Source organism: Achromobacter sp. (genome assembly GCF_032113835.1).
In the GTDB taxonomy this organism is placed as follows: domain Bacteria; phylum Pseudomonadota; class Gammaproteobacteria; order Burkholderiales; family Burkholderiaceae_B; genus Achromobacter.
The window spans coordinates 51166-72163 of the sequence record NZ_DAMCTG010000018.1 but is presented as its reverse complement, the minus strand read 5'-3'; the positions used below and the strand labels follow the sequence as shown (position 1 = coordinate 72163).

Below are 20998 nucleotides of genomic sequence, written 5' to 3'. Positions count from 1 at the left end.
GGGGCGCTCAGGTCGGCCAGCAGCTTGGCGGACACCTGGGCAGCGCCCTCCTCGTCCACGCCGGGCACACAGACGGTGAACGAATCGGCGCCGGTGCGGGCTGCCATGCCGCCGAGCGTGCGTGCGACCAGGCTGATGCGATCCGCCACCTGAACCAGCAACGCCTGGTCCTCGCCGGCGCGCAGCATGGCGCTGATCTGAGCGTAGTGTTCGAAACTGATGAGAAAAAAGGCGCCGCGGCGCGTCGTCCCCTGGGGCTGGCCCAGCCAGGCACGCACGCGACGATGCAGCTCCTGTTGGCTAAGGAGGCCGGTCAGTTCATCCCGCGTAAGTCGGCGGCGCAGCGCACGATCCCGGCGGAAGAACAGCAGACTGATCGCTGCAAGTGCGCCCGCGAGCGTCAGGCACAGTGCGAGCAGGTAACTCTCACGCACGGAGCCCCCCTATCCAATGCCCCCGACGTTGCGGCCCGGCCACGGGCCCGGGAGCTGTAACATATTTTAAATTATGCATTGTTTTTGCAAAAAAACGCCACATTTCGGAGGCAACGCGCCCCTTTCTCCTGACTTTCTTCGGATCCTATGTTGCTCGCAGCGGTCATGGCGGGGTCCTTGGATAGCGGTCACGGACCGGTCCTCTCGCCATGCCTCGACCCATCTACGACACTGCAACCCCAAAAATTAATACGCAGTGTCTCAATAGTTCTCAAACGGCCGATTCTCACGAACGAAATAATTACACACCTTGTCTGATATGACCGAGGATTTCGTAATATTCTGTGCGTTCTGTGACAGGACCCATTACACAGGCCGCATTGTCGGTTGTCGTTTCGTAACGTGTGTCACGTTTGATATCCAGGTTTTCATCCCGCGCCAGCCCAAGAAGGGACTCGCAAGTACATGCCCACACTACGCCGGCTGCTTCTATGCTCCGCCCTTCTGGTCGGCTTTATCCTGCTGGGCGCTCAAGCCCTCGGGATGCTGGCGGCGCACCGCTATCTGAATACGCAGCTCGCCCAGCAAAGCGAATCGGGCGCCAACGCGCTCGCCTGGGCCTTGTCGCACAGTTCAGGCAGCCACCGCGAGCAGGTCGAGCTGGCCGATGAATTGTTCGGCCAGGGCCTGTATGCGCTGGTCAATATCACGAACGAAGGGAACGCACCGCGTGTGGAGCGCCGGGCGGGGCCGACCGCCGCGGGCCGCGAACGCGACTGGCGCGCCGCCTGGCTGAACATGGAAGCGCCGGCCGTTTCGCGGCCGTTTGTCATTCCCGGCGGGCAAGCCAAAGGCACCCTCACCGTGCAGGCGGATGCGCGTCTGGCCCGCGACACGCTGTGGCAAGGCGGCATCCGGGTGCTGGGTCTGGTGCTGGCGGCGGCCGCGTTCTGGGCGCTGTTCGCCACCAATCTCGTGCGCTGGATCGAGGCCCGCACGTCGCGCGACATCTGCGAACGCGTGCGCGCCCTGGCCCCCGGCGCCGTCGCGCCGCTGACCGGTTCATGCGAAATGCCTGGCGTGGACCAGGCGCTGGTCGATGCGCAGCGCCGGGTCGCCGCCACGGTCGAAGAGCAGAATGCCCGCATCGAATCGCTGCAAAGCGAGATCTACCGGGATCCCATCTCGCGCCTGTCGAACCGCAAGCATTTTGTCGACCAGTTCAGGCTTGCGCTGGCCGACAAATCCGACGAAGCCGGCGGCCATCTGCTGATGTTCCGTCAACGCGACCTCGCCCAGATCAATCGTCACCTGTCGCGCGCCTTCACCGACCAGTGGCTGCGCTCATCGTCGGAGCGCCTGCGCAAGCTGGTGCAGGAATTTGGCGGACCGGGCACGCTGATCGCCCGGATCAGCGGATCGGATTTCGCCCTGCTGCTGCCGCGCACCTCCGCGCCGCAGGCGAGCGTGCTGGCTGAACGCGTGCGGCGCGAGTTGCGGTCGCTGCGCGTGCCGATGGACAAATGCGGCTGGTGCCGGTGGGCGCTGGCCATGGCGGCGTTTGCCCCGGGCGACAACATGAGCGACATCCTGGCGCGCCTGGACCATGCGCTGATGTGCGCAGAGAGCGCGGACGACGACCAGATCACCCCGGCAAGCCAGGCCGCCGACAGCACCCGCATCGGTGAATACAGTTGGCACGACGCGCTGATCACGGCGTTGGAGCAACACCGGTTCTCATTGACGGCACAGCCGTTGCATGACCTGTCCGGCGCCTTGCTGCACCACGAGGCCTGCCTGACGCTGCACGATGCTTCCGGCACCGATCCCGTGCCCGCCTCGATCTTCATGCCGCCGGCCGTGCGTCTGGGCCTGTCCGCCGAATGCGACATCCAGGCGATCCGTCTGGGCCTCGACTGGCTGTTCACCCATGATGGCGCGCTCACCGTGCCGGTATCGCTGGCCACGCTTGCCCAGGGATCCTTCTTCACCCGCCTTGAACGCATGCTCGACGACCGGCCCGCGCTGTCGGCGCGGCTGATTCTGGAAGTCGACGCTGCGGGACTCGTCGAACAAGGCGCCGATGTGCGCCAACTCTGCGATATCGTCATCGGCGCCGGCGGACGGGTCGGGGTGTCGCGGCTGTCACAGCAGTTCGGCGCCATGGAACACCTGCATGAATATCCCGTCTCGTACGTCACGTTGAGCGGCAGTTTCATCGGCGGCCTCCTGCAAAGTCCCGGCAGCCAGCACCTGGCCGCCACCGTGGTCGCGACCGCAATGACGCTTGGCATGTCGGTCTATGCGGCCGACGTGCCAGACACGGCCACGCAGCTCGTCCTGGAAGAAATCGGCGTCCGCGCGATCAGCGGGGCTGTCGTAAACTCCGCCCGCGCACAAGACCTCGCGCATGATCACCAATGGGTTCCTAGTTGACGGAAGGATTGTTTCTTCGCACCCGCTGGCGTTTTCGCCACCTTCGCGCAAGCCAGCCCGGCTTCTTCCGGACAACCGTCTGGTCGGGAGTTGGTCTGCTGCTGTGCGCCTGCTTCTGGCCGGCCTACGCGCTCGCTTATGGGTTGAATGCCGACGGACTCCATGCCGGCTACGACAATCTGCACTCGGGCCTGACCGCCGGCGTCGCCATCGCCTGCGCGATGGTGTGCGGCGTGGCTTGGGCGCACACCCGCAACGCCCTGTATGCGGCGGGCATGGCCTTCGCGCTGGTCGAAGGCCTGTTCCGTTCGCTGCCCGATCTGATGCCGCCCGGCGCGCTGCAGGCCGCCTCCTATGCCGCCCTGCTCGCGCTGACCGCGCCTCTGCTGCAGGGATCGCGCATCGCCGCCGGACTGGGCGCCGCGTGCCGGTGGATCAGCATCGCGCTGTCCGGCGTGGCCGCACTGGCGCTGATCTTCGTATACGAAACCGAATCCGGAGCGTTGCCGGCCGCCATTGCAGGCGTGTGCGCAGCGCTGAGCGTGCCCTTGGCGCTGTGGTTCCTGGCCACTGCGATACGGCAGCGGTCTGGCCGTCCGGCCAACCTTGCGCTGACGCTTGCCTTTGGCGCATCGGCTTGGATCCTTGGACACGACGCCTGGCACGCAAGCGGGGCAGACGCCGCGGATGCGAGCTTCGAAGTATTTAGATTGATGCTGGTGTCGGGCACGCTCATCTGGCTGGCGCTGGATGCCTCCAACAGTGCCGTGCCCGCCAGCAGCAAGGGCACCGGCTCGGACGCCGAACACCTGGCGCAAGGCGAACTGCGGCTGGCCGAACTTGCCGGCGCGCTGGACACGCAGCGGCAGATGAACGCGCTGATTTCACACGAGCTGCGCGCGCCCCTCGCTACCATCAGCGCCGCGGCGCAATCGCTGGACATGATCCTGTCGGACAGCGGCGAAACCGTCGACACGCGGCTGCAGCGCATTCACCGGTCGGTGTCGCGCATGACCGAACTGATGGATCAGTTGCTGAATCAGGATCGCCTCGAGGAACATGCCTGGAGCCCGCGCGGCGAGCAGACCGACATGGCCGACCTGGTGCGCGACGTGGTGAACGCCATGCGGCCGGATACGGCCCATGCCCTGGTGCTCGAAGCGCAGGCGCCGCAGCCGGTGTTCTGCGATCGACCGCTCACCAGCGTCGTCGTGCGCAACCTGATCCATAACGCCATCAAGTATTCGCCGGCCAACGAACCCGTGCGGATCGAGACGGGTCACACGCGGGTCGGCGACACGGCCATGACCTGGGCCGCCGTCGTGGACCGGGGACCCGGCATTGGAGAAGAGGAACAGGCCCGGATCTTCGAGCCGCGCTTCCGGCGGTCCGCGCATCGCGAAACCCAAGGCATGGGGATCGGGTTGTATCTGGCGCGGCGCATCTGCCAGAGCCAGGGCGGATCGCTGACGATGCAGAGCAAGGTGGGCGTGGGCACACGCTTTGTCGTTACCCTGCCCGCCAACGGGCAATCGGCTTAGGCGCCGCGCGGGCCTCGGCTTCAACCGGGGCCCGGGCCTTGTCCGGGATCAGGCCGCGAACACGTAGCCCTGGCCTCGCACCGACAACACCGGCAGCTTGAGGCCGGCGCTCTGCGCCTTGGCGCGCAGACGGCTGACCAGCACGTCGATACGCCGCAATTCAAACCCGCCCGGGCTGTCGGGCAGGAAGAGTTCAGCCAGCGCCTGCCGGCTGACGGCACTGCCGGCGGCATCCATCAGGGCCACCAGGAACGTCCGTTCCTGCGCGCTCAGGTGCAGCGAAGCGCCATCGGGCGCCACGAGAATCCAGCCGCCGTCCTGCAGCGACCAGTTCGTATCGGCCGACGCGCGCGTTTCGGCGTCGGCCGGGCGCGGCGCCTTGGCCAGCCGCATGCGGCGCGCCAGGCTGCGAATGACCGAGCTGAGCTCCAGCAGGTCCACCGGCTTGGTCATGTAGACGTCGGCGCCGCCCTCCAGCCCGCGAACGCGGTCTTCCAGAGCGCTGCGGCCGGTCAGCATGACGATGCCCACCGGGCTCAGGGCGCGCAGTCGCGTCGCAACGGAAAAGCCGTCTTCACCGGGAAGATGGGCGTCGAGAATGACGATGTCGCACGGCTGTTCCTGCAGGCGGCGGTAGAACGCCACTGCATTGTCACAAGCGAACGCCACGCGAAAGCCGTAGCCGCCCAAGCCCAACGCCAGTTCCTCGCGGAAATCGGCGTCGTCCTCAAGCAGACCTATACATAGCAAACCATCTGCACCAGGCATATTCAGAGTGCTTTACATTGAAATTGTCGACAAATTCCTCTGGAGCGCCCACGCGTTGAAAAATGCCCCGGAGCCGGCAATCTTACGACTTTTACAATGGAAACGAATGATTGCAGCGAAAAAAACGGCGATATTTCACATTTTGGCCGCGATTTTTTTCTTAATCGCGGGAATGTCGCAGGATTAATGCCATCGACGATATCGCAAAATCATCTTCAGGACGAACAACTCACTTCGATTCCGCCCGCCCAATCCGGCGGCAACCCGGCATAGCGCTCAAAACCGTCCTGGGCGACGAAGGGATTGCGCAGCAGTTTCATGAGCGTTTCGATCTCGCTGGCGTCGCCGGCCTTGGCAGCGCGAATCGCCTCTTCCGCCAGGTGGTTGCGCAACACATATAACGGATTCACGCCATTCATGGCGGCAGCCGTTTCCGCGGCAGGCCTGGCGTCCTGTGCCTGGCGGGCCAGCAGCCTGTCCAGCCAGGCGCCGGCGGCGGGCCGGTCGATAAACAAATCCTCGAAGCCGCTGCGCTGCCCTTGCGTGGCGTCGGCCAGCCGGCGCCAGGACAGCGTGAAGTCCGCCTGATTGGCGTCCATCAGTTTAAGCAGATCGTCCAGCAGTGCCTCATCGTCGGGACGCCAGGCCGCCAAACCCATCTTGGCGCCCATCTTGTCATGGAAAGCGCGCGTGAAAATGGCTTCGTATTCATCCAGCACGGCGCGCAATGCGTCGGCATCCTGCACCAGCATGTGCAGACTGCCGCCGAGCCGATACAGGTTCCAAAGCGCCACGGATGGCTGCCGGTTCCAGGAATAGCGCCCTTCGGCATCCGAATGGTTGCAAATATGCGCCAGCCGGAAACCGTCCATAAATCCGTAGGGTCCGTAATCCAGCGTCAGCCCCAGGATCGACATATTGTCGGTATTCATGACGCCGTGGCAAAACCCGACGGCCTGCCAGTCCGCCATCAGCAACGCCGTGCGCCGCGTGACTTCCCGCAGCAGATTCACATACGGGGCCGTATCGGACGCCGAATCGCCGGTCTGCACGTCGCGGCATTCGGGGTAATAGCGGTCGATCACATAATCGGCCAACGTTTTCAGCATGTCGGGCTGGCGCCGCGACGACCAATGTTCAAACGATCCGAATCTGACGAAACTGGGCGACATCCGGGTCACGATCGCGGCGGTCTCGACGGTCTCGCGCATGACCGGATCATCGGAAACCACCAGCGCCAGGGCGCGCGTGGTCGGCACGCCCAGCCCGAACATGGCCTCGCTGGCCAGGTATTCCCGCACGGACGACCGCAGCACAGCCCGCCCGTCGCCCATCCGCGAATACGGCGTCATGCCCGAGCCCTTGAGCTGCAGTTCCCACGCGCCCGCGGGTCCTTGAACTTCGCCCAGCAGATGCGCCCGTCCATCGCCAAGCTGCCCCGCCCACACCCCGAACTGGTGGCCGCTATACACGGCGGCCAGCGTATCCCCGCCCGGCAACGGCTGCCCGCCGGAAAACACCTGCAGGAACTCGGGGGTGGTCAGCACCGACGGATCCAGGCCGATCAGGGCGGCCGCCTCTTCGTTGGCGTGCAGCAGACGCGGATTGTTCAGCCCGCGCGGCGCCAGCCGGGTGTAGAAGGCCTCGGGCAGGGCCGCAAAGGAGTTGACGGCTTGAAGTTCGGACAGGGACTGGGCATTCATGCGCGTTGACTCCGGGCAGCGCGCTTGGCGGGCCGCACATAAAAGATGGCGCTAAGGAAAAAGGTGGTGGACAAGATGATCTCGCCCCACGCCATCAAAACGGACAGCGGCGCCGGATCCGACATGGCGCGCACCACGCCTTCCATCAGATACAGCAGCGACAGCATGGCCGCCCACTGGTAGGTGTAGAGATTGCCGCGCACGATGCCGCGCAGCGGAAACGCCAGCGGCAAGGCTTTCAGCAGCATCCAGGAACCGCCCGGCCGCACCGGCGCCACCACGGTTTCCCAGGCGACGCACAGCACGATCAGGGCAAACAATGAAACCGAGGCCACGAGGCGCAAGCGGGGGTTGAGTTCGGGATTCATGCTGCTATTATCGCCTGATGAATCGCCCCGCCGAGCCCGCCGCCGCTACGCCGGCGGTCAAAGAACGACCAACCTCGCGCATTTCCCGGGTCGCGAGGACCGGACGCGTATTTCGTTTTGTCTTCCAACGCGCCAACGAAGAGAAGCTGCTGCAGGTTGCCTCCAGCCTCACCTTCACCACCGTTCTGGCTATCGTTCCCATGCTTGCGGTGGTGCTGTCGCTGTTCACGGCCTTTCCCGTGTTCCAGGAATTCCGGGTCGCCCTCGAAGACTTCCTCACCACCAGCCTGATGCCGCCGTCCGTGTCGGACAACATCATGGACTACCTGAACCAGTTCGCGCACCAGGCCTCGCGCCTGACCGCCATTGGCGGCGCGTTTCTGCTGGTCACGTCGCTGCTGCTGATCATGACGATCGACCAGGCCTTCAACGACATCTGGCGCGTCTCGCGCCAGCGTCCCCTGCCGCAGCGGGCGCTGGTGTACTGGGCCATCATCACGCTCGGCCCGGTCCTGGCGGGCGCCAGCCTGTGGGCGACCTCGTTTGTGGCCCGCGAATCGCTGGGCCTCATCAAGGACGTGCCCGAAGTCATCAGTGTCGTCGTCTCGTTCATCCCGCTGGTGCTGACCGGCCTGGGCTTTGCCGCGCTCTTTGTCGTCGTGCCCAACCGCGACGTGCTATGGCGCGACGCGTTGATCGGGGGCTGCGTCACGGCCATCGTGCTGGAAATCATGAAGTCCGCGTTCGCTTTTTACCTGACGCGGTTTCCCACCTATACGGTCATCTATGGCGCCTTCGCCACCCTGCCCATCTTCCTGCTATGGATCTACCTGTCCTGGCTGGCCGTGCTGTTGGGCGCGACGCTTGCCTCCAGTGCGCCATTGATCCGGCTGGGCCGCTGGCACATCAACCGCTATCCGGGCGCCTCGTTCGTCGATGCGCTGGATGCGCTGCGCGCGCTGCGACGCGCCCAGCTTGCGACGCCCGGCGGCGTTGCCGCCAACACGCTGGCCTCGCAGCTGCGGTTGCACCAGGATGAACTCAATGAAGTCCTGGAAACGCTGAGCACGATGGGACTGGCCACGCGCAGTCCCGAAGACAACTGGATGCTGACGTGCGACGCGCGCGAGACCTCGCTGGCCCCTGTCGTGGATCGCTTTCTGCTGGACCGGAGCCAATCCCGCGTTCGCAACGACCCCGACATCCTGCGCATCGCATCGTCTGTAAATTCGCCGCAAACCACGCCAACGCTGGAAGAACTCTGCGGAGAGGCGCAAAATACCGCAAATGGAGTCGCCCCGGTGCTGCAACTGGAAGCGAACAAGAAATAGCAAAGCATAGGGCGCAGTCCGCCCCAGGAGATATCGATGTTGAAGGTCAGTGAGATTTTGCGCGTCAAGGGCGATACGCTCTATACGGCGTCGCCCGACATGCCCGTGGCCCAGGCCGTGCAAACCATGAGCGAACAAGACATAGGCTCGCTGGTCATCATGGAATTCGGCACATTGACCGGCATGCTCACGTTCCGCGAAATCATCCGCCACATGCACGCGCATGGCGGCGCGGGCGATACGACCATCCGTTCCATCATGGACGACGCGCCGGTCAGCGTGTCGCCCAACACCAGCGCCGACGAAGTCCAGCGCCTGATGCTCGAAAAGCACGCCCGCTACATTCCCGTCATGGATGGCCCCACGCTGATGGGCGTCATTTCGTTCTATGACATGGCGCAGGCCATCGTTGCGGCCCAGCAGTTTGAAAACAACATGCTGAAGGCCTACATTCGCGACTGGCCCGCCGAAAGCGCGGAACCTGCCCAGTCCTGAGCCCGCCGGCGCCCTTGCAGCGCCGGCTGCGGATTCACATCCCGGCCGGCGCGGCCTCGCGCGTGGCGTCGCGCGCACCAGGCGCATGACGCTGGCTGCGCCACGCGTCGTAGATCAGTTCCGGATTGTTCGCGGCCAACAGGGCGGGATCCGACAGCATCCGCCGCCACCGCCGCGCCCCCGACTGGCCATTTACCAGGCCCAGCATCGGTCGCGTCATCACCCGCAGCGGCACGCCCTTCGCAACCTGCCGCGCGGCGTATTCCGTCATGGCGTCCACGACCTGCGCGTCGCTCGGCAGCCGCACCGATGGCCACAACTGCATTGAAACCTCAGACAGCACGCGCGGCGTATGCCACGCGGCGCGGCCCAGCATCACCCCATCGAAGACTTCGGCCGCCTGCACGGATTGCCCGGCATCGGCCAGCCCACCGTTGAGCACGAAGGTGCAATCCGGGAAATCTCGCTTCAATTGTGAGACCACGTCGTAGCGCAGTGGGGGAATTTCGCGATTGTCCTTGGGCGACAGGCCCTTGAGCACGGCGTTGCGCGCATGCGCGATGAACACGCGGCAACCGGTGTCATAGACCTTGCCCACGAAATCGCGCACGAATTCATAGGATTCGTCGTAGTCCAGCCCCAGGCGGTGCTTGACCGTGACAGGAATGTCCACGGCGTCCTGCATGGCCTTCATGCAGTCGGCCACCAGCGCCGGCTCGGCCATCAGGCAGGCGCCAAAGGCCCCCTTCTGCACCCGTTCGGACGGGCAGCCGCAATTCAGGTTGATTTCGTCATAGCCCCATTGCTTGCCCAGCTTGGCGGCGTGCGCCAACGCATCAGGCTCGCTGCCGCCCAGTTGCAAGGCGACGGGATGCTCGGCCTCGTCAAAGTCCAGGTGGCGGGCCACGTTGCCGTGCAGCAGCGCACCGGTGGTGATCATTTCGGTGTACAGGCGGGCGCGCGGCGCCAGCAGACGGTGAAAGAACCGGCAGTGGCGGTCAGTGACGTCGATCATCGGGGCGACGCAAAGCCGCCAGTCGGGGGAGTCCAAGAATCACTCTACAAAACAAAGGGATGCGGTATTTTACGGTGCTTGGCGACATTGTGCCCGCCGGGTTCCGCGCCTCGTGCGGAACCGCTGGCGGAGGCTGCCCGCCATGTGGTCTAAAATTGCGGCGCCGCGACCGTGCTCGCCCGTCCGCGCGTCCGCTAACCCCTCATACCGAAGATCCATGGCCGTATTCACCCCCGTATCCGATGACGACGCGCGCGCCCTGCTGGCGCATTTCGATCTGGGCGAGTTTGTCTCGCTTCGAGGCATTACGGCGGGTATCGAAAACACCAACTATTTTTTGTACACGACCCGCGGCGAGTATGTCCTGACGCTGTTCGAGGTGCTTACGCAGGCTCAGTTGCCCTTCTACATCGAACTGATGTATCACCTGGCCGAACGCGGCATCCCGGTGCCGCAGCCGCAGACTCTGCGCGACGGCACCCGGTTGACCACGTTGCACGGCAAGCCGTGCGCCATCGTGTCGCGCCTGCCCGGCGGCTACGAGCCCGCCCCCGGCCCCGCCCATTGCGCGCTCGCCGGCGCCACCCTTGCCCGTGCGCACGTCGCGGCGCAGGACTTTCCGATTCACCAGCCCAATTTGCGTGGGCTGTCGTGGTGGCTGGAAACCGCGCCCAAGGTCATGCCCTTTCTCAGCCCGGCCCAGGCCGAACTGCTGACGTCCGAACTGGCCGCCCAGCAAGCCGCCACCAGGACGCCCGCATGGCAGGCCCTGCAGTCCGGACCCGCCCACTGCGACCTTTTCCGCGACAACGTCCTTTTCGCCGGTACGTTCGAGGATCCGCTCATGGGCGGCATCATCGACTTCTATTTCGCGGGCTGCGACACCTGGCTGTTCGACGTGGCCGTCAGCGTCAACGACTGGTGCATCGAACGCGACACCGGCGAATTCATCCCCGAGCTGGTGCAGTCCTGGCTGGCTGCCTACGCGGCGGTGCGCCCGTTCACCGACGCCGAGCGCGAAGTCTGGCCCCAGATGCTGCGAGCGGCAGCCTTGCGTTTCTGGCTGTCGCGGTTGTATGACTTCTTTCTGCCCCGCCCGGCGCAGACGCTCAAGCCGCACGACCCGCGCCACTTCGAAAGAGTGTTGCAAGCGCGCCACCGGTCGGAACTGCCCGTCTTGCCGTAACCGCTACGCCCCCCATAATGGGAACAGCCTCCCCCGATTTGAGAGAACTCCTCCTCTAGAGAGCCATGCAAGCAGCATTTCTACCCGCGACGTCCGGCTGGCTTTGGGTCCGCGACGGATTCCGTCTGTTCCGCAAGCAACCCCTGGCCATGTTCACCTGGGCCATGGCCATCAGCCTGCTCGTCGTCTTCGCATCCGCCACGCCGCCGGTCGGCCCGATGCTCGTCGTGGCCCTGATGCCCATCATCACCCTGATGACACTGTCCGCCTGCAAGCACGTGGAGGCCGACCGCGTCATGCTGCCGTCCATGTGGGGCAAGCCCCTCAAGCAGCCGGGCGTGTTCCGCAAGCTGTTCCTGATGGGCCTGCTGTATGCCGGTCTTTGCCTGGTGACAGGCCTGGCCATCTTCCTGCCCTTTTCCGACTCGATGATGGAAGGCATGCGCATCGCCTCGGTCGAAAAGAGCATGGAGCCGATTTTGTCGGCCATGGCCATGCCGCTGATGCTGTTCGCGATCTGCTACGTGGTGATCGCGGCGCTGTTCTGGCATGCGCCCGTGCTGGTGGCCTGGCACGGCCTGCGCCTGACGCAGGCTCTGTTCTTCTCCGGCATCGCGTGCTGGCGCAACAAGTTGCCGTTCATTGTGTACGGCGTCTGCTGGATCATGGTGTTCCTGTTCATCGATCTGTGCGCCGGATTGCTGGTTGCCGTCGGCTTGTCGCCCCAGTTTGCCGGCACGCTGCAGATTCCGTTCAACATTGCGGCGGGCGGCGTCCTGTACTGCAGCTTCTATCCGGCCTATACCTCCGTGTTCGGCATCAATAACGCCGGCACGCATCTCGACAACGGCAACGGCGCGCAGGCATAGCGCCACCCGCCACGGCGCAAGGGTCCGGCGCAGCCCCACCACCCGGCCGTCACGGCCGATGAACGCCACGTCGATGGCGTAACGCATGCCGATGGTATGCACCGCGGCGCAGGGAGTCAGCAGCACACCTGCCCGCGGCCCCGGCGGGGCCCGACCCAGCAACCCGCGCATCCGCCCCCACCAACGCCTCACCGTCAGCAACCGCAGGCGCCCTTCGCGCAATGGCATGGGGCGGCTCATTGCACGCTCTGCAGCAGCTGAACCACAATCGGAAACGCCAGCACGATGAACGTGCACGGAAAGATGCAGCCGATCAACGGCAGCAGCATCTTCACCGGCGCCTGCATCGCCAGTTGCTCGGCCCGCGTGTGACGGTCGCTGCGGCACTGCGCCGCTTGCGCACGCAAGACCGGCCCCAGGCTGGTCCCGAGCGCCTCCGCCTGCGCCAGGGCCGCCGCCCAGTTGCGCGCAACCGCGCTGTTGCTGCGCTCGGCCAATGTCTTGATCGCCGTGGTTCTGGACACCCCGGCCCGCATTTCGGCAAGCGCATCGGCCAGCGCCTCGCGCAGCACGCCCGGTGGCCCGCTTTGCGCCGACACTTGCAGCGCGCCCTGCACGCTCAAGCCCGCTTCGACGCACAGCGTCATCATGTCGAACACGAAGGGAAGATCCCGCTCGATGGCTCGGCATCGCTGCGAACCCAGGCCCTTCAACCACATCGTTGGCGCCAAGCCGGCGGCCAGCGCCGCCACCACCGCCCAATGCAACCACGCAACCGAGCCTGGCGGCGTCAGCGCAAGCGCCACTGCCGCGGCCATCCCGCCGGCAGCGACGGCCGCGCTAGCGCACAACGCCGCGATGTGCGCATACCCGACTCCCCGGGGCAGCGCCGCCCGTTCAATGGCCCGATCCAGCCGCAGCCGCCATTGCCACGCGCACAGCGGGCCCGCCAATGGCGCCACCGCAGCGATCCAGGGCCATGCGACGCGCCACCACCATGGCATGGCGCGCGCCGCCTGCCGCTCCTCCCTCAACAACGGACTCAACAGCACCCACGCAAGCCAGGCCGTCCCGGCCGCCGTCGCGAACATGCTCAAGTAAAGCCACATCCCGCCCCCCTCTCAGATATCAATCCGCATGATTCGCCGGATCAGCAGCACGCCGGCCGTCTCCAGCACCGCCACGATGGCCAGCACGCCCCATCCCATCGGCGTGTGCCACAACAGCCCCATGATCTCCGGCTCCATTCGATCGAGCACCGCCAGCAGCAGCAAGGGCAACGCCCCCACGATCCACGCCTGCAGCCGCCCCTGCGACGTCAGCGCCAGCAGCTTCGCCTGCAATTGAAGGCGGGCACGCAACGTCTGTGCGATGCTCTCCAGGGCTTCTGCCAGATTGCCGCCCGTCTTTGTCGCGATGCGCATTGCCGCCACCACCAGCGAGGTCGAATCAGCCGGCATCCTGACCAGCAGGTTGTCGAGCGCAGCGTCCCACGGCACGCCCAGACGCTGTTCCCGCAGCATCAGACCGAACTCCTGGGCGAGCGGCGCGCTGCTCTGTTCCACGACATGGCGCAAACCGGTTGTCATTGCCACGCCGGCCCGCAACGCGGAGGCCAGCATCAACAGCGCCATGGGCAATTGCGCTTCGAAGCGCCGCGCACGCCGCCGCCGCAGCCCTTCTACCACCATCCGCGGCACGCGTGAGGCCGGGAGGGCGAACAGGGCTGCCATCAACGCGCTGCCTGTGGCCGTGAATGCAGCTACCGCAGCCGCCACACCGCAGCCGACAGCGCCCGCCCACAATTGACGCGGGTCGATGAAAAGAAACACTTCGCTCAAGCGCACGCCCGCGTCCTGGGTATAGACCTCCCGGTATCGCCGAAGCGCGGGCGCAAACCAAGTCTGTGCGCGCCACGCCAGCAACCCCGCGCACACCATGGCAGCCGCTGCCGCAAGCCAGATCATGGCAAGCCCTGCGTAAAGGAACCGAAGTCCGGCGCGCGGCCCGCCGCGTCCGAGAACCATGCGGTTTCCAGGCTTACACCGCTATCCGCCCATTCCTGCGCGAATCCGGGCAGCACGCCGCATCCGCGAAACCCATGGGTTCGATCAAAGCCGAACAAGTCCTGCAACTGGATCCGGCCGCTCTCCATGCCAGCCACTTCGACGATCGCCGTGACGACGCGGCGTCCGTCCGACAACCGCGCCTGCTGCACGACCACATCCACACTGGCGGCAATATGCTCGCGGACCGCCGACAGCGGCAGGTCCAGCCCCGCCATCAGAATCATGGACTCAAGCCGGGCCAACGCATCGCGCGGAGAATTGGCGTGCAGCGTGGTCAGCGAACCTTCATGGCCCGTGTTCATGGCCGTCAGCATGTCGAACGCCTCGGCGCCCCGGCATTCGCCCACGACAATGCGGTCCGGCCGCATGCGCAACGCATTGCGCACGAGCTCGCGGATGTCGATTCGCCCCCTGCCTTCCTGATTCGCGGGCCGCGCCTCGAGCGCGACCAAGTGCGCATGGTTCAGCCGCAGCTCCGCAGCGTCTTCGATCGTGACCACGCGCTCGCCGGCCGGAATCTCGTTCGACAGGATGTTCAGCAGCGTCGTCTTGCCGGAGCCCGTACCGCCCGATACGACCAGGTTCTTGCGCATCCTGACGCACAGCGCCAGAAACTGCGCCATCGGGTCGCTCAGCGCGCCCAACGCAATCAGGTCGGGCATCTGCGGCCGCCGCTGCGGGAATTTTCGTATGGTCAGGCTGGCGCCCTTCATCGCCACGGGCGGAATGATGGCGTGCACGCGCGAGCCGTCGGGCAGTCGCGCATCCACCATCGGCGAGCTTTCGTCGATGCGGCGGCCCAACGGGGTGACGATGCGTTCGATCACCCAGCGCACCGACTGCTCGCTGGTGAATGCAGCCTGTTCGCGCCAGAGGCGGCCTGCACGCTCGACGTAGATTTCGTCATAGCGATTGACCATGATTTCCGTAATGTCCGGCGCCGCAAGCAACGGTTCCAGCGGCCCGAGACCCACCGATTCATCCAGCACCTCGCGGCAGAGCGCCGCCTTGTCGGCCTGCGCCGGAAGGTCGGTGTCCGTGGCCACAATCTGCATCAGCAGACGCTCGGCCTCGGCCCGAAGCATGCCGTCGCTCATCCCGGCCACATCGCGCCGGCGCAGGTCCAGCGCACTCAGCAGCGCCGCATGCAGACGACGCCGGTCGTGCAGCCGCTGCGTGTGGGATGGCGATGCCGCCAGCGCGGATACGCCAGCATCATCAACAGCAGAAGGTTGACCGAGTCGCCCAGGACCATGCGGCGCGGCATCCGTGGCGTCCTCGGGCGAAGCCGGCTCGGGCTTCGGCTTCGATATTCGTAACCTGCAAGGCCCGATAAGGATCTCGTCGTGAGGCAACACGGGCGAATGCCGCACGACCCTGACGCCGTTGACCATCGTGCCCGCCAGCGTGCCCAGGTCTTCCAGGACGACGATGTCTGCTTCGCACAGCAGCCGGGCATGCTGGCGACCGATTCTCCAGGTGGGAATCCGCAACCCGCAGTCGGCGCCCCTTCCAATCAGCACCGGCGCGGGCAGTTTGTGCTGTTGCTGTGCCGCGTCTTCGAAGGTCAGTTCAATGTTGAGCATCGCGACCCTCCGGCAAGGTCCAGCTGACATCCGCCGCCGGTGCGACCCATTGCGACCCTGCGCCACTGTAGGGATCCCAGCTTGCCGCGTCGTAGGGAGTGGCCGTTCCGAGACGCGGCGAATCGGGAAAAGTCGCGTCCAGAATCTCGCGTCCGCGCCGAACGCGATCCGCCATGGCGGGCTCGCTCTGCGACACGATCTTTGGCGTCACGAAGATCGCCAGTTCAGTCTCGCGGCGTTGATAACGGGTGGATGAAAACAGCGCGCCCAGGATCGGGATGTTCCGAAGTCCCGGCAAACCGCTCACGTCAGTGCCCTGCTCGCGCGAAAGAAACCCGCCGATGACGAGCGTGTTGCCGGAGCGCACATTGAACTCGGTGGACGCGCGGCGTGTCCGCAGCGCCGGGCCGCCGGGAAGGCTTAGCGAGGTGTCGACCGAACTGGCCTCGACTTCGATCAGCGAGCGGATGACGCCGTTGCGATCGATCCGGGGTGTGATATTCAGTGAAACGCCATAGGGTTTGAAGAGCGTGGTGGGGTTGCCGCGCGAGTCGGTCGAGGCGTAGGGCACTTCGCCACCCGCTAGAAAAGTGGCGCTCGCGCCGCTTCGTGCAAGAAGCTGCGGTTGCGCCAGCATGACCGCCTCCCCGGTTTGCGCCAACGCGGCGATACGCGCCGACAGCAGGGCATTGACGCCGAAATAGCCCGCGGCGGATGAGATAGGCGCCGCCGTCTCGATGATCTGCTCGCCGGGACGGGTCATGCGCCCCCGGGAGCCGCCATCCCATGCCAGGCCGGTATTGACGCCGCCTTGCGTCATGCCATCCCAGCGCACGCCCAACTCCTGCAGCCGCGACGTGGGAATCTCGACCACCTGCACGTCCAGCAGCACCATGCGGTCCCACCCGACCTGTCCCGTGAAATCCACGACATCCGGATACCGGTCTGCCAGCGCCGCAATGCGCGAGCGGTCGTCATCGGAGAGGTCATCGCCCTCGATCAAGATGCGCCCGCCGACGTTCGAGCTTCGCGCACCTGGAATGCGCGAAAGCAGGCTCTGGACCTCGTCGCGCAAGCGCGGCGTGCCAGCAGCCACGACGCGCAACTCGTAGGCCGCGATGCGATCGCTTCCTGTCCACACATGCACCGACGACACACCTTCCGCACGCGCAAACACGACGACCTCGCGTCCCTCCGCCGCCATCGCGCTGATCACCTGGCTATTGCCGATGGCGACTCGCCTCACACCCGGATGTGGCAACACGCGCGTCTCGCCAACCTGCAGTTCCAGCGTCTCGGTGGTGGACCACGCCGGCAGGCAAACCAGGCAAAGCACGATGGCCATCAGGGCTTTGATTCGTATCATGGCCGCTCCGCGTCAAGGTTTGCCTGCATGTCCAGGCGATCGCCATAAAGAATGGCGACGCCCGGCGCAGGCTTGGGTTCAACGTCCAATCCGATGAGCGAGGCCAGATCGCTTTGTGCGGCGGAGTTCACGGATGCGGCGTCATCGCGATGGCGCAGCATCGCGGTCAACACCCCGGCCTGCCGCGCGGCGATGAACCGCATGGCTTCATCGGCCGTTGCCGCCAAGGTGATGTTTCCCACACCGTCCTCGCCCCCGACGGTCAGGACGCGCATACGCTGCAGCACAGGCACGGTGAGTTCCCGCTGGCGATGATTGAACGTCACATAGATGTCGATCGCATCACCGCCCTTCAGCATGTCCGCCAGCCCGCCGAGATCCGCAGCGGCAACCGTAAGCGCTCGCTGGCCCGCCCGGAGCCGCGAAGCCAGCGAAGGCTGCGGCGCTTCGAAAGTCATGAAACTTCTGAGCAGCGGTTCGCCATGCGCGACATCAGCGAGAAGCGTGGCGCCAATCACGCTGCCGACCTCGAGGGGGTCAACGCTGGCGCTGGGGGCCCAGGGTTGAGGGATCTCGCGCACGGCCAGGTGCACTTCTTGGAGCAGCGTGCCGGCCGGCAAGTCGTAGGCGGCCACCAGGCGGCTGACCAACGGCAAGTGCGCCTCGGCCTCCAGCGCCTGGACACGCTGCTGAACGTGTTCCCGCACAGCCCAGGCAGCCACCAGTCCCGCCAGCACCGCCAATCCATACACACCGGCCCGGCGCAGCCGCGCGGCGCCGCGAATGATCCAGGGATTCATGGCGCCCACCCGAGGACACGCAGCCCGCTGCCGCCATCCAAAGGCATCAGCCACAACTTCATCCGCTCGCGTTCGCGCGCCCACCATTGACCGGCGTCCTCGCCCTGCCGAACCCAGCCTGCCCGCCGCAGGCCGGCATCAAGGAGTTCGGTCAGTTTTTGTGGCGGCACCGCGTATTGCCAGATGCGGTCCGACACCTTGACGCCGCCTTCCATCACGGCCACGTCCGATCTGACGCGCGCGCCCTTCGGCAGCCACCCGGGCAACTGTGCGGTAGGCGCCGCACGAACACTGATTGCCGAAAGGCTGCCGACGGTGCGATCCGCTCCGGCGCTTTCCATTTGCGCCACCCAACGGTCATTGCCAACGCGGCCGGACAAGATGAGTTGTCCGGGCAGAACGTGCAGATCTGCCAACGCAGGCTGCTGCGCGGCCAGCGTTTTCGCAATAGCCGACACGCTTTGTGGCACGTCGAACACCCACACCTGCGCAGGCATCCCGTGCAGCCACATCCGGTCCGCCATGCGCTCACGCACAGCACCCGCGGGCAATCGCAGACTCTCAAGACTGGAGACGCCTGCTGACGCACCCGCGCGCTGCGGCAGCAGCAAGAACGCTGCGCAAAGGCCAACGCCGAGGACAAGCGAGCCAATGCGGCGCAGCATGTCCCAACGCTTGGGCACAGATCGATCCCGCTTCATCTTCTGTCCTCCGCACGCTTGCCAAGCCGCTCATCGGGCACCACGTCACCCCACGCGGAAAGCCAATCCCGCGACAACGTAGGCCGCCCCCATGGCGCCTCGACCTTGTTGACCTGGCGCAGCATCCGCTCAGCCTCCGCCAGCGACGTCCGGCTGGCCTGCAACCACCCTGTCGGCGATGCGCCGACACGGCGTTGCGCGTCGGCATCGTCATGCGCGTAGCCCGCTCCGCTTGCGACGCTGATGTGACGCGAGATCGGCAATCCAAACAGGGCGTTGCCTTGAGGGGGCAGTAAACGGGTCTGCACGGACATCAACTGCATTGCCCCGCCGAACCATTCGTTCTGCAATGCAGTCGGACCGACCACGGCGGTCCTCGGCCAACTCCGGGCCGCGCCGTCCAGGTCCATCCCCACAGGCGCACGCAGCGTTGCCACCGGCTGTCCCAACGCCGCCGCCATGACGGCCTGCCGGCTGGCCTGCGTGGTGCGCTGCGCCGAAAACTGCATCACGCCGATATCGGATACCGCCCAGAGGAGCACGGCCATGAGCGGCAACATGAGCAACGCCTCGACAACTGCCTGCCCGCGTTCGTTTGACCCGCGCTTCATCATGGATGCCTCCTGGCCTGCACCGCTTCCTGCGCCGTGACGGCGGACAGGCGAGCCTGCCAATAGGGCCGAAAGAGTGTGGCCAGTTCCTCCCGCCCGTCGGCGCGCCGTTCCGGCCGTGCAAAGTAAGTCTCGGCCGCCGTGCTGACCGAGACGGCGCCCGTCCGACCTAATGCGGCATAACGGAATTGACCGATTGGCGCGGCGACGGCACTGTCGGCATCCGTGGTTTTCACGACGCCGGAATTCAGGCTGACCGCCACGGCGAACCGCAAAGGCTCGGCAAGACGCTTCGGCGCGACCTCTCGATAGGCCGGCAAGCCGCGCCCCGGCCAGCGCCGCGCCGAGGCCATGGCGTAAGAGTTCGCCATGGGATTGGTTGCCCCGCCGAATATGTCCCACGAGGTCGCGTGTTCCACCCACCGCCAGAAGTCCTCCTGCGAAAAGTCCGCAGGCGGATCTTCGACAAATTCCACATCGTCGGGAGCGCGGCTTTTTTCGCCCTGCACGGTTCCCCAACCCATCGCGTACTCGCGGAAGTAGCAGCCGATCCAGCGATTCGAGCGCAGCGCGTGGTAGGACTGCGTGTCCAACGCGCCCCATTGGCCGTCCGGCCCCAGCCAGGTCGAGCCGCGCCGCCTGAGCTCGTGCCGATGCAAGGGACACCGTGGACTGACAGCCCAGGGATTGCGGCGCGTGGCGTTGCGGCGATCCAAAAAACCATAGCGGGCGACCGCAACTTCCGTTGCAGGACGCAGGCCCCCCTTGCGCGTCGCGGCGTGGCGCTCCGCGTAGCCAGGCCAACCGTCAGACAGCAGACGCAGACCCAGTGGCGAAGCACCCGACGCATTGGCAGGCGTGACCTCTCCAAGCGTCGGATAATTGGCAGCCAGCACCTCGCGCATTGCACGATCCCGTGATGCCGTGAGGTCGCCGGCAATCTCTTGCGCCGCCATTTCCAGCACCTGATGCACGACGCGATCGTGTTGCGCGAAAGCGCGGGCGAGCCGGCTTTCGCCATCGGGTGGCGCCTGCGCCCCCAGATAGGCCGCCCCGGCGTCGGGTCCGAAAAGCATGGCGATCAGGCCGGCCGGCGGATTGCCCCGCCGGCGTTGCGATTGCATCGCATCGAGGTACTGCGCCGATGCCCCCAGCGTCACCAGATGCGCCATGGCAACCTGATGCGCGATCTGGCTGCGGTTCACGTAGGCAATGGCATTGAGCGCGCGCGCCTGGACGAGCGCCCCGCTGTAGGCCGCCGCGTCGGTCGCGTGAGTGAGGCGGCTTCGCGCCTCCACGGTCTGGCCAAAGTTGTACAGGACCACCAGCGACGCCGCACCGACGGCCGCAATCACAATACCCAGGACCAAAGCCTGGCCCCGCTGTTGATCGGCGAACATGATGGAATGCGCCCTCAATTCGCGATCTCGGCATTGCCGGTAAACGACTTGAGCGACCTCGCCTTGGTCTGCGCAGCGGCCTTCTGGGCCGCCTGCTGCGCGGCTTTGGATTGCGTGCTGCCATCTTCACCGGCCAGCTCGCGGGCCATTGCCGACGTCTGCGAACGCACGACCTGTCCGAAATACTGATAGACCGCGATCGCGGCCACGGCGACCAGCGCCACGACGACGATGTATTCGGTCATGCCTTGGCCCAACTGGCGCTTTCGATGCCCCCACATGCCTGCTCTCCCGTGCAATGAACGTGGAGGCCAGTGTC

The 20998-nt window shown here is 65.6% G+C and carries 20 protein-coding genes and 1 pseudogene; 6 read left to right on the top strand and 15 right to left on the bottom strand.

Annotated elements, in window-relative coordinates; translation table 11 throughout:
• Positions 1 to 434 (bottom strand): diguanylate cyclase domain-containing protein (locus RT697_RS09590; RefSeq protein ID WP_313698417.1); only part of this gene is annotated, 434 nt, incomplete at its 3' end.
• Between the two features lie 465 nt (positions 435 to 899).
• On the opposite strand from RT697_RS09590, the gene RT697_RS09585 reads away from it, so the two are divergent.
• Both RT697_RS09585 and RT697_RS09580 read left to right on the top strand, forming a co-directional pair.
• The gene (locus tag RT697_RS09585; protein ID WP_313698415.1) at positions 900 to 2870 is read left to right on the top strand and encodes an EAL domain-containing protein; all 1971 of its coding nucleotides are present in this window, start codon (positions 900 to 902) and stop codon (positions 2868 to 2870) included.
• A gap of 8 nt (positions 2871 to 2878) precedes the next feature.
• On the top strand, positions 2879 to 4411 hold the full coding sequence (locus RT697_RS09580; protein WP_313698413.1) for a HAMP domain-containing sensor histidine kinase: 1533 nt from the start codon (positions 2879 to 2881) through the stop codon (positions 4409 to 4411).
• A 48-nt stretch (positions 4412 to 4459) separates the two neighbouring features.
• Here the strand turns inward: RT697_RS09580 and RT697_RS09575 are convergent, their stop codons facing one another.
• The 3 genes from RT697_RS09575 to RT697_RS09565 all read right to left on the bottom strand — a co-directional run bounded on the left by RT697_RS09575 (position 4460) and on the right by RT697_RS09565 (position 7250).
• Complete coding sequence (locus RT697_RS09575) at positions 4460 to 5179, bottom strand: response regulator transcription factor (protein ID WP_043518814.1); 720 nt, start codon at positions 5177 to 5179, stop codon at positions 4460 to 4462.
• Between the two features lie 215 nt (positions 5180 to 5394).
• On the bottom strand, positions 5395 to 6882 hold the full coding sequence (locus RT697_RS09570) for a protein adenylyltransferase SelO family protein (protein ID WP_313698412.1): 1488 nt from the start codon (positions 6880 to 6882) through the stop codon (positions 5395 to 5397).
• Positions 6879 to 7250 (bottom strand): DUF2069 domain-containing protein, encoded by a 372-nt coding sequence (locus tag RT697_RS09565; RefSeq protein WP_056571311.1) that lies wholly within the window; start codon positions 7248 to 7250, stop codon positions 6879 to 6881. Before RT697_RS09565 ends, RT697_RS09570 begins: the two co-directional genes overlap by 4 nt.
• A 17-nt stretch (positions 7251 to 7267) precedes the next feature.
• Between RT697_RS09565 and RT697_RS09560 the strand changes: the two genes are divergently transcribed.
• Both RT697_RS09560 and RT697_RS09555 read left to right on the top strand, forming a co-directional pair.
• Positions 7268 to 8581 carry a YihY family inner membrane protein gene (locus tag RT697_RS09560; protein ID WP_313698410.1) on the top strand — a complete coding sequence of 438 codons (1314 nt, stop codon included), beginning with the start codon at positions 7268 to 7270 and terminating at the stop codon, positions 8579 to 8581.
• 36 nt (positions 8582 to 8617) lie between these two features.
• Positions 8618 to 9076: a CBS domain-containing protein gene (locus RT697_RS09555; protein ID WP_056315762.1), complete on the top strand. Its 459-nt coding sequence runs from the start codon at positions 8618 to 8620 to the stop codon at positions 9074 to 9076.
• Between the two features lie 34 nt (positions 9077 to 9110).
• On the opposite strand, the gene dusA is transcribed toward RT697_RS09555, so the two are convergent.
• Complete coding sequence (gene dusA / locus RT697_RS09550) at positions 9111 to 10091, bottom strand: tRNA dihydrouridine(20/20a) synthase DusA (protein ID WP_313698421.1); 981 nt, start codon at positions 10089 to 10091, stop codon at positions 9111 to 9113.
• Between the two features lie 217 nt (positions 10092 to 10308).
• On the opposite strand from dusA, the gene RT697_RS09545 reads away from it, so the two are divergent.
• Positions 10309 to 11277, top strand: a complete 969-nt coding sequence (locus RT697_RS09545; RefSeq protein ID WP_313698408.1) for a homoserine kinase — start codon at positions 10309 to 10311, stop codon at positions 11275 to 11277.
• A gap of 65 nt (positions 11278 to 11342) precedes the next feature.
• Positions 11343 to 12146, top strand: coding sequence for a BPSS1780 family membrane protein (locus RT697_RS09540; RefSeq protein ID WP_313698407.1), 804 nt, complete (start codon positions 11343 to 11345; stop codon positions 12144 to 12146).
• 6 nt (positions 12147 to 12152) lie between these two features.
• Here the strand turns inward: RT697_RS09540 and RT697_RS27090 are convergent.
• The 10 genes and pseudogenes from RT697_RS27090 to RT697_RS09495 form a co-directional block, all read right to left on the bottom strand.
• Positions 12153 to 12317 (bottom strand): annotated as a pseudogene (locus tag RT697_RS27090) (DUF192 domain-containing protein); the annotation flags it as partial.
• A 65-nt stretch (positions 12318 to 12382) separates the two neighbouring features.
• The gene (locus RT697_RS09535; protein WP_313698405.1) at positions 12383 to 13255 is read right to left on the bottom strand and encodes a type II secretion system F family protein; all 873 of its coding nucleotides are present in this window, start codon (positions 13253 to 13255) and stop codon (positions 12383 to 12385) included.
• A 12-nt stretch (positions 13256 to 13267) separates the two neighbouring features.
• Entirely contained in the window at positions 13268 to 14113 is an 846-nt protein-coding gene (locus tag RT697_RS09530; protein WP_313698404.1) for a type II secretion system F family protein, read from the bottom strand.
• Entirely contained in the window at positions 14110 to 15801 is a 1692-nt protein-coding gene (locus RT697_RS09525; protein ID WP_313698402.1) for an ATPase, T2SS/T4P/T4SS family, read from the bottom strand. Before RT697_RS09525 ends, RT697_RS09530 begins: the two co-directional genes overlap by 4 nt.
• Positions 15788 to 17146 (bottom strand): pilus assembly protein N-terminal domain-containing protein, encoded by a 1359-nt coding sequence (locus RT697_RS09520; protein WP_313698399.1) that lies wholly within the window; start codon positions 17144 to 17146, stop codon positions 15788 to 15790. Before RT697_RS09520 ends, RT697_RS09525 begins: the two co-directional genes overlap by 14 nt.
• A 17-nt stretch (positions 17147 to 17163) precedes the next feature.
• Positions 17164 to 17967, bottom strand: coding sequence for a Flp pilus assembly protein CpaB (gene cpaB, locus RT697_RS09515; RefSeq protein WP_313698397.1), 804 nt, complete (start codon positions 17965 to 17967; stop codon positions 17164 to 17166).
• Positions 17964 to 18632 carry a hypothetical protein gene (locus tag RT697_RS09510; RefSeq protein WP_313698395.1) on the bottom strand — a complete coding sequence of 223 codons (669 nt, stop codon included), beginning with the start codon at positions 18630 to 18632 and terminating at the stop codon, positions 17964 to 17966. The genes cpaB and RT697_RS09510 overlap by 4 nt, the downstream gene beginning before the upstream one ends.
• A 32-nt stretch (positions 18633 to 18664) precedes the next feature.
• Positions 18665 to 19282, bottom strand: coding sequence for a pilus assembly protein (locus RT697_RS09505; RefSeq protein ID WP_313698393.1), 618 nt, complete (start codon positions 19280 to 19282; stop codon positions 18665 to 18667).
• Complete coding sequence (locus tag RT697_RS09500; RefSeq protein ID WP_313698391.1) at positions 19279 to 20679, bottom strand: pilus assembly protein TadG-related protein; 1401 nt, start codon at positions 20677 to 20679, stop codon at positions 19279 to 19281. Before RT697_RS09500 ends, RT697_RS09505 begins: the two co-directional genes overlap by 4 nt.
• Before the next feature lie 14 nt (positions 20680 to 20693).
• Positions 20694 to 20960: a hypothetical protein gene (locus RT697_RS09495; RefSeq protein ID WP_313698389.1), complete on the bottom strand. Its 267-nt coding sequence runs from the start codon at positions 20958 to 20960 to the stop codon at positions 20694 to 20696.
• Positions 20961 to 20998: the final 38 nt, after the last annotated feature.

What these genes read in the sequence shown, in the direction of transcription:
- RT697_RS09585 (WP_313698415.1), top strand. Translation starts at nt 900, where the DNA reads ATGCCCACACTACGCCGGCTGCTTCTATGCTCCGCCCTTCTGGTCGGC.
- RT697_RS09575 (WP_043518814.1), bottom strand. Translation starts at nt 5,179, where the DNA reads ATGCCTGGTGCAGATGGTTTGCTATGTATAGGTCTGCTTGAGGACGAC.
- RT697_RS09570 (WP_313698412.1), bottom strand. Translation starts at nt 6,882, where the DNA reads ATGAATGCCCAGTCCCTGTCCGAACTTCAAGCCGTCAACTCCTTTGCG.
- RT697_RS09565 (WP_056571311.1), bottom strand. Translation starts at nt 7,250, where the DNA reads ATGAATCCCGAACTCAACCCCCGCTTGCGCCTCGTGGCCTCGGTTTCA.
- RT697_RS09560 (WP_313698410.1), top strand. Translation starts at nt 7,268, where the DNA reads ATGAATCGCCCCGCCGAGCCCGCCGCCGCTACGCCGGCGGTCAAAGAA.
- RT697_RS09555 (WP_056315762.1), top strand. Translation starts at nt 8,618, where the DNA reads ATGTTGAAGGTCAGTGAGATTTTGCGCGTCAAGGGCGATACGCTCTAT.
- dusA (WP_313698421.1), bottom strand. Translation starts at nt 10,091, where the DNA reads ATGATCGACGTCACTGACCGCCACTGCCGGTTCTTTCACCGTCTGCTG.
- RT697_RS09545 (WP_313698408.1), top strand. Translation starts at nt 10,309, where the DNA reads ATGGCCGTATTCACCCCCGTATCCGATGACGACGCGCGCGCCCTGCTG.
- RT697_RS09540 (WP_313698407.1), top strand. Translation starts at nt 11,343, where the DNA reads ATGCAAGCAGCATTTCTACCCGCGACGTCCGGCTGGCTTTGGGTCCGC.
- RT697_RS09535 (WP_313698405.1), bottom strand. Translation starts at nt 13,255, where the DNA reads ATGTGGCTTTACTTGAGCATGTTCGCGACGGCGGCCGGGACGGCCTGG.
- RT697_RS09530 (WP_313698404.1), bottom strand. Translation starts at nt 14,113, where the DNA reads ATGATCTGGCTTGCGGCAGCGGCTGCCATGGTGTGCGCGGGGTTGCTG.
- RT697_RS09525 (WP_313698402.1), bottom strand. Translation starts at nt 15,801, where the DNA reads ATGCTCAACATTGAACTGACCTTCGAAGACGCGGCACAGCAACAGCAC.
- RT697_RS09520 (WP_313698399.1), bottom strand. Translation starts at nt 17,146, where the DNA reads ATGGCCATCGTGCTTTGCCTGGTTTGCCTGCCGGCGTGGTCCACCACC.
- cpaB (WP_313698397.1), bottom strand. Translation starts at nt 17,967, where the DNA reads ATGAATCCCTGGATCATTCGCGGCGCCGCGCGGCTGCGCCGGGCCGGT.
- RT697_RS09510 (WP_313698395.1), bottom strand. Translation starts at nt 18,632, where the DNA reads ATGCTGCGCCGCATTGGCTCGCTTGTCCTCGGCGTTGGCCTTTGCGCA.
- RT697_RS09505 (WP_313698393.1), bottom strand. Translation starts at nt 19,282, where the DNA reads ATGATGAAGCGCGGGTCAAACGAACGCGGGCAGGCAGTTGTCGAGGCG.
- RT697_RS09500 (WP_313698391.1), bottom strand. Translation starts at nt 20,679, where the DNA reads ATGTTCGCCGATCAACAGCGGGGCCAGGCTTTGGTCCTGGGTATTGTG.
- RT697_RS09495 (WP_313698389.1), bottom strand. Translation starts at nt 20,960, where the DNA reads ATGTGGGGGCATCGAAAGCGCCAGTTGGGCCAAGGCATGACCGAATAC.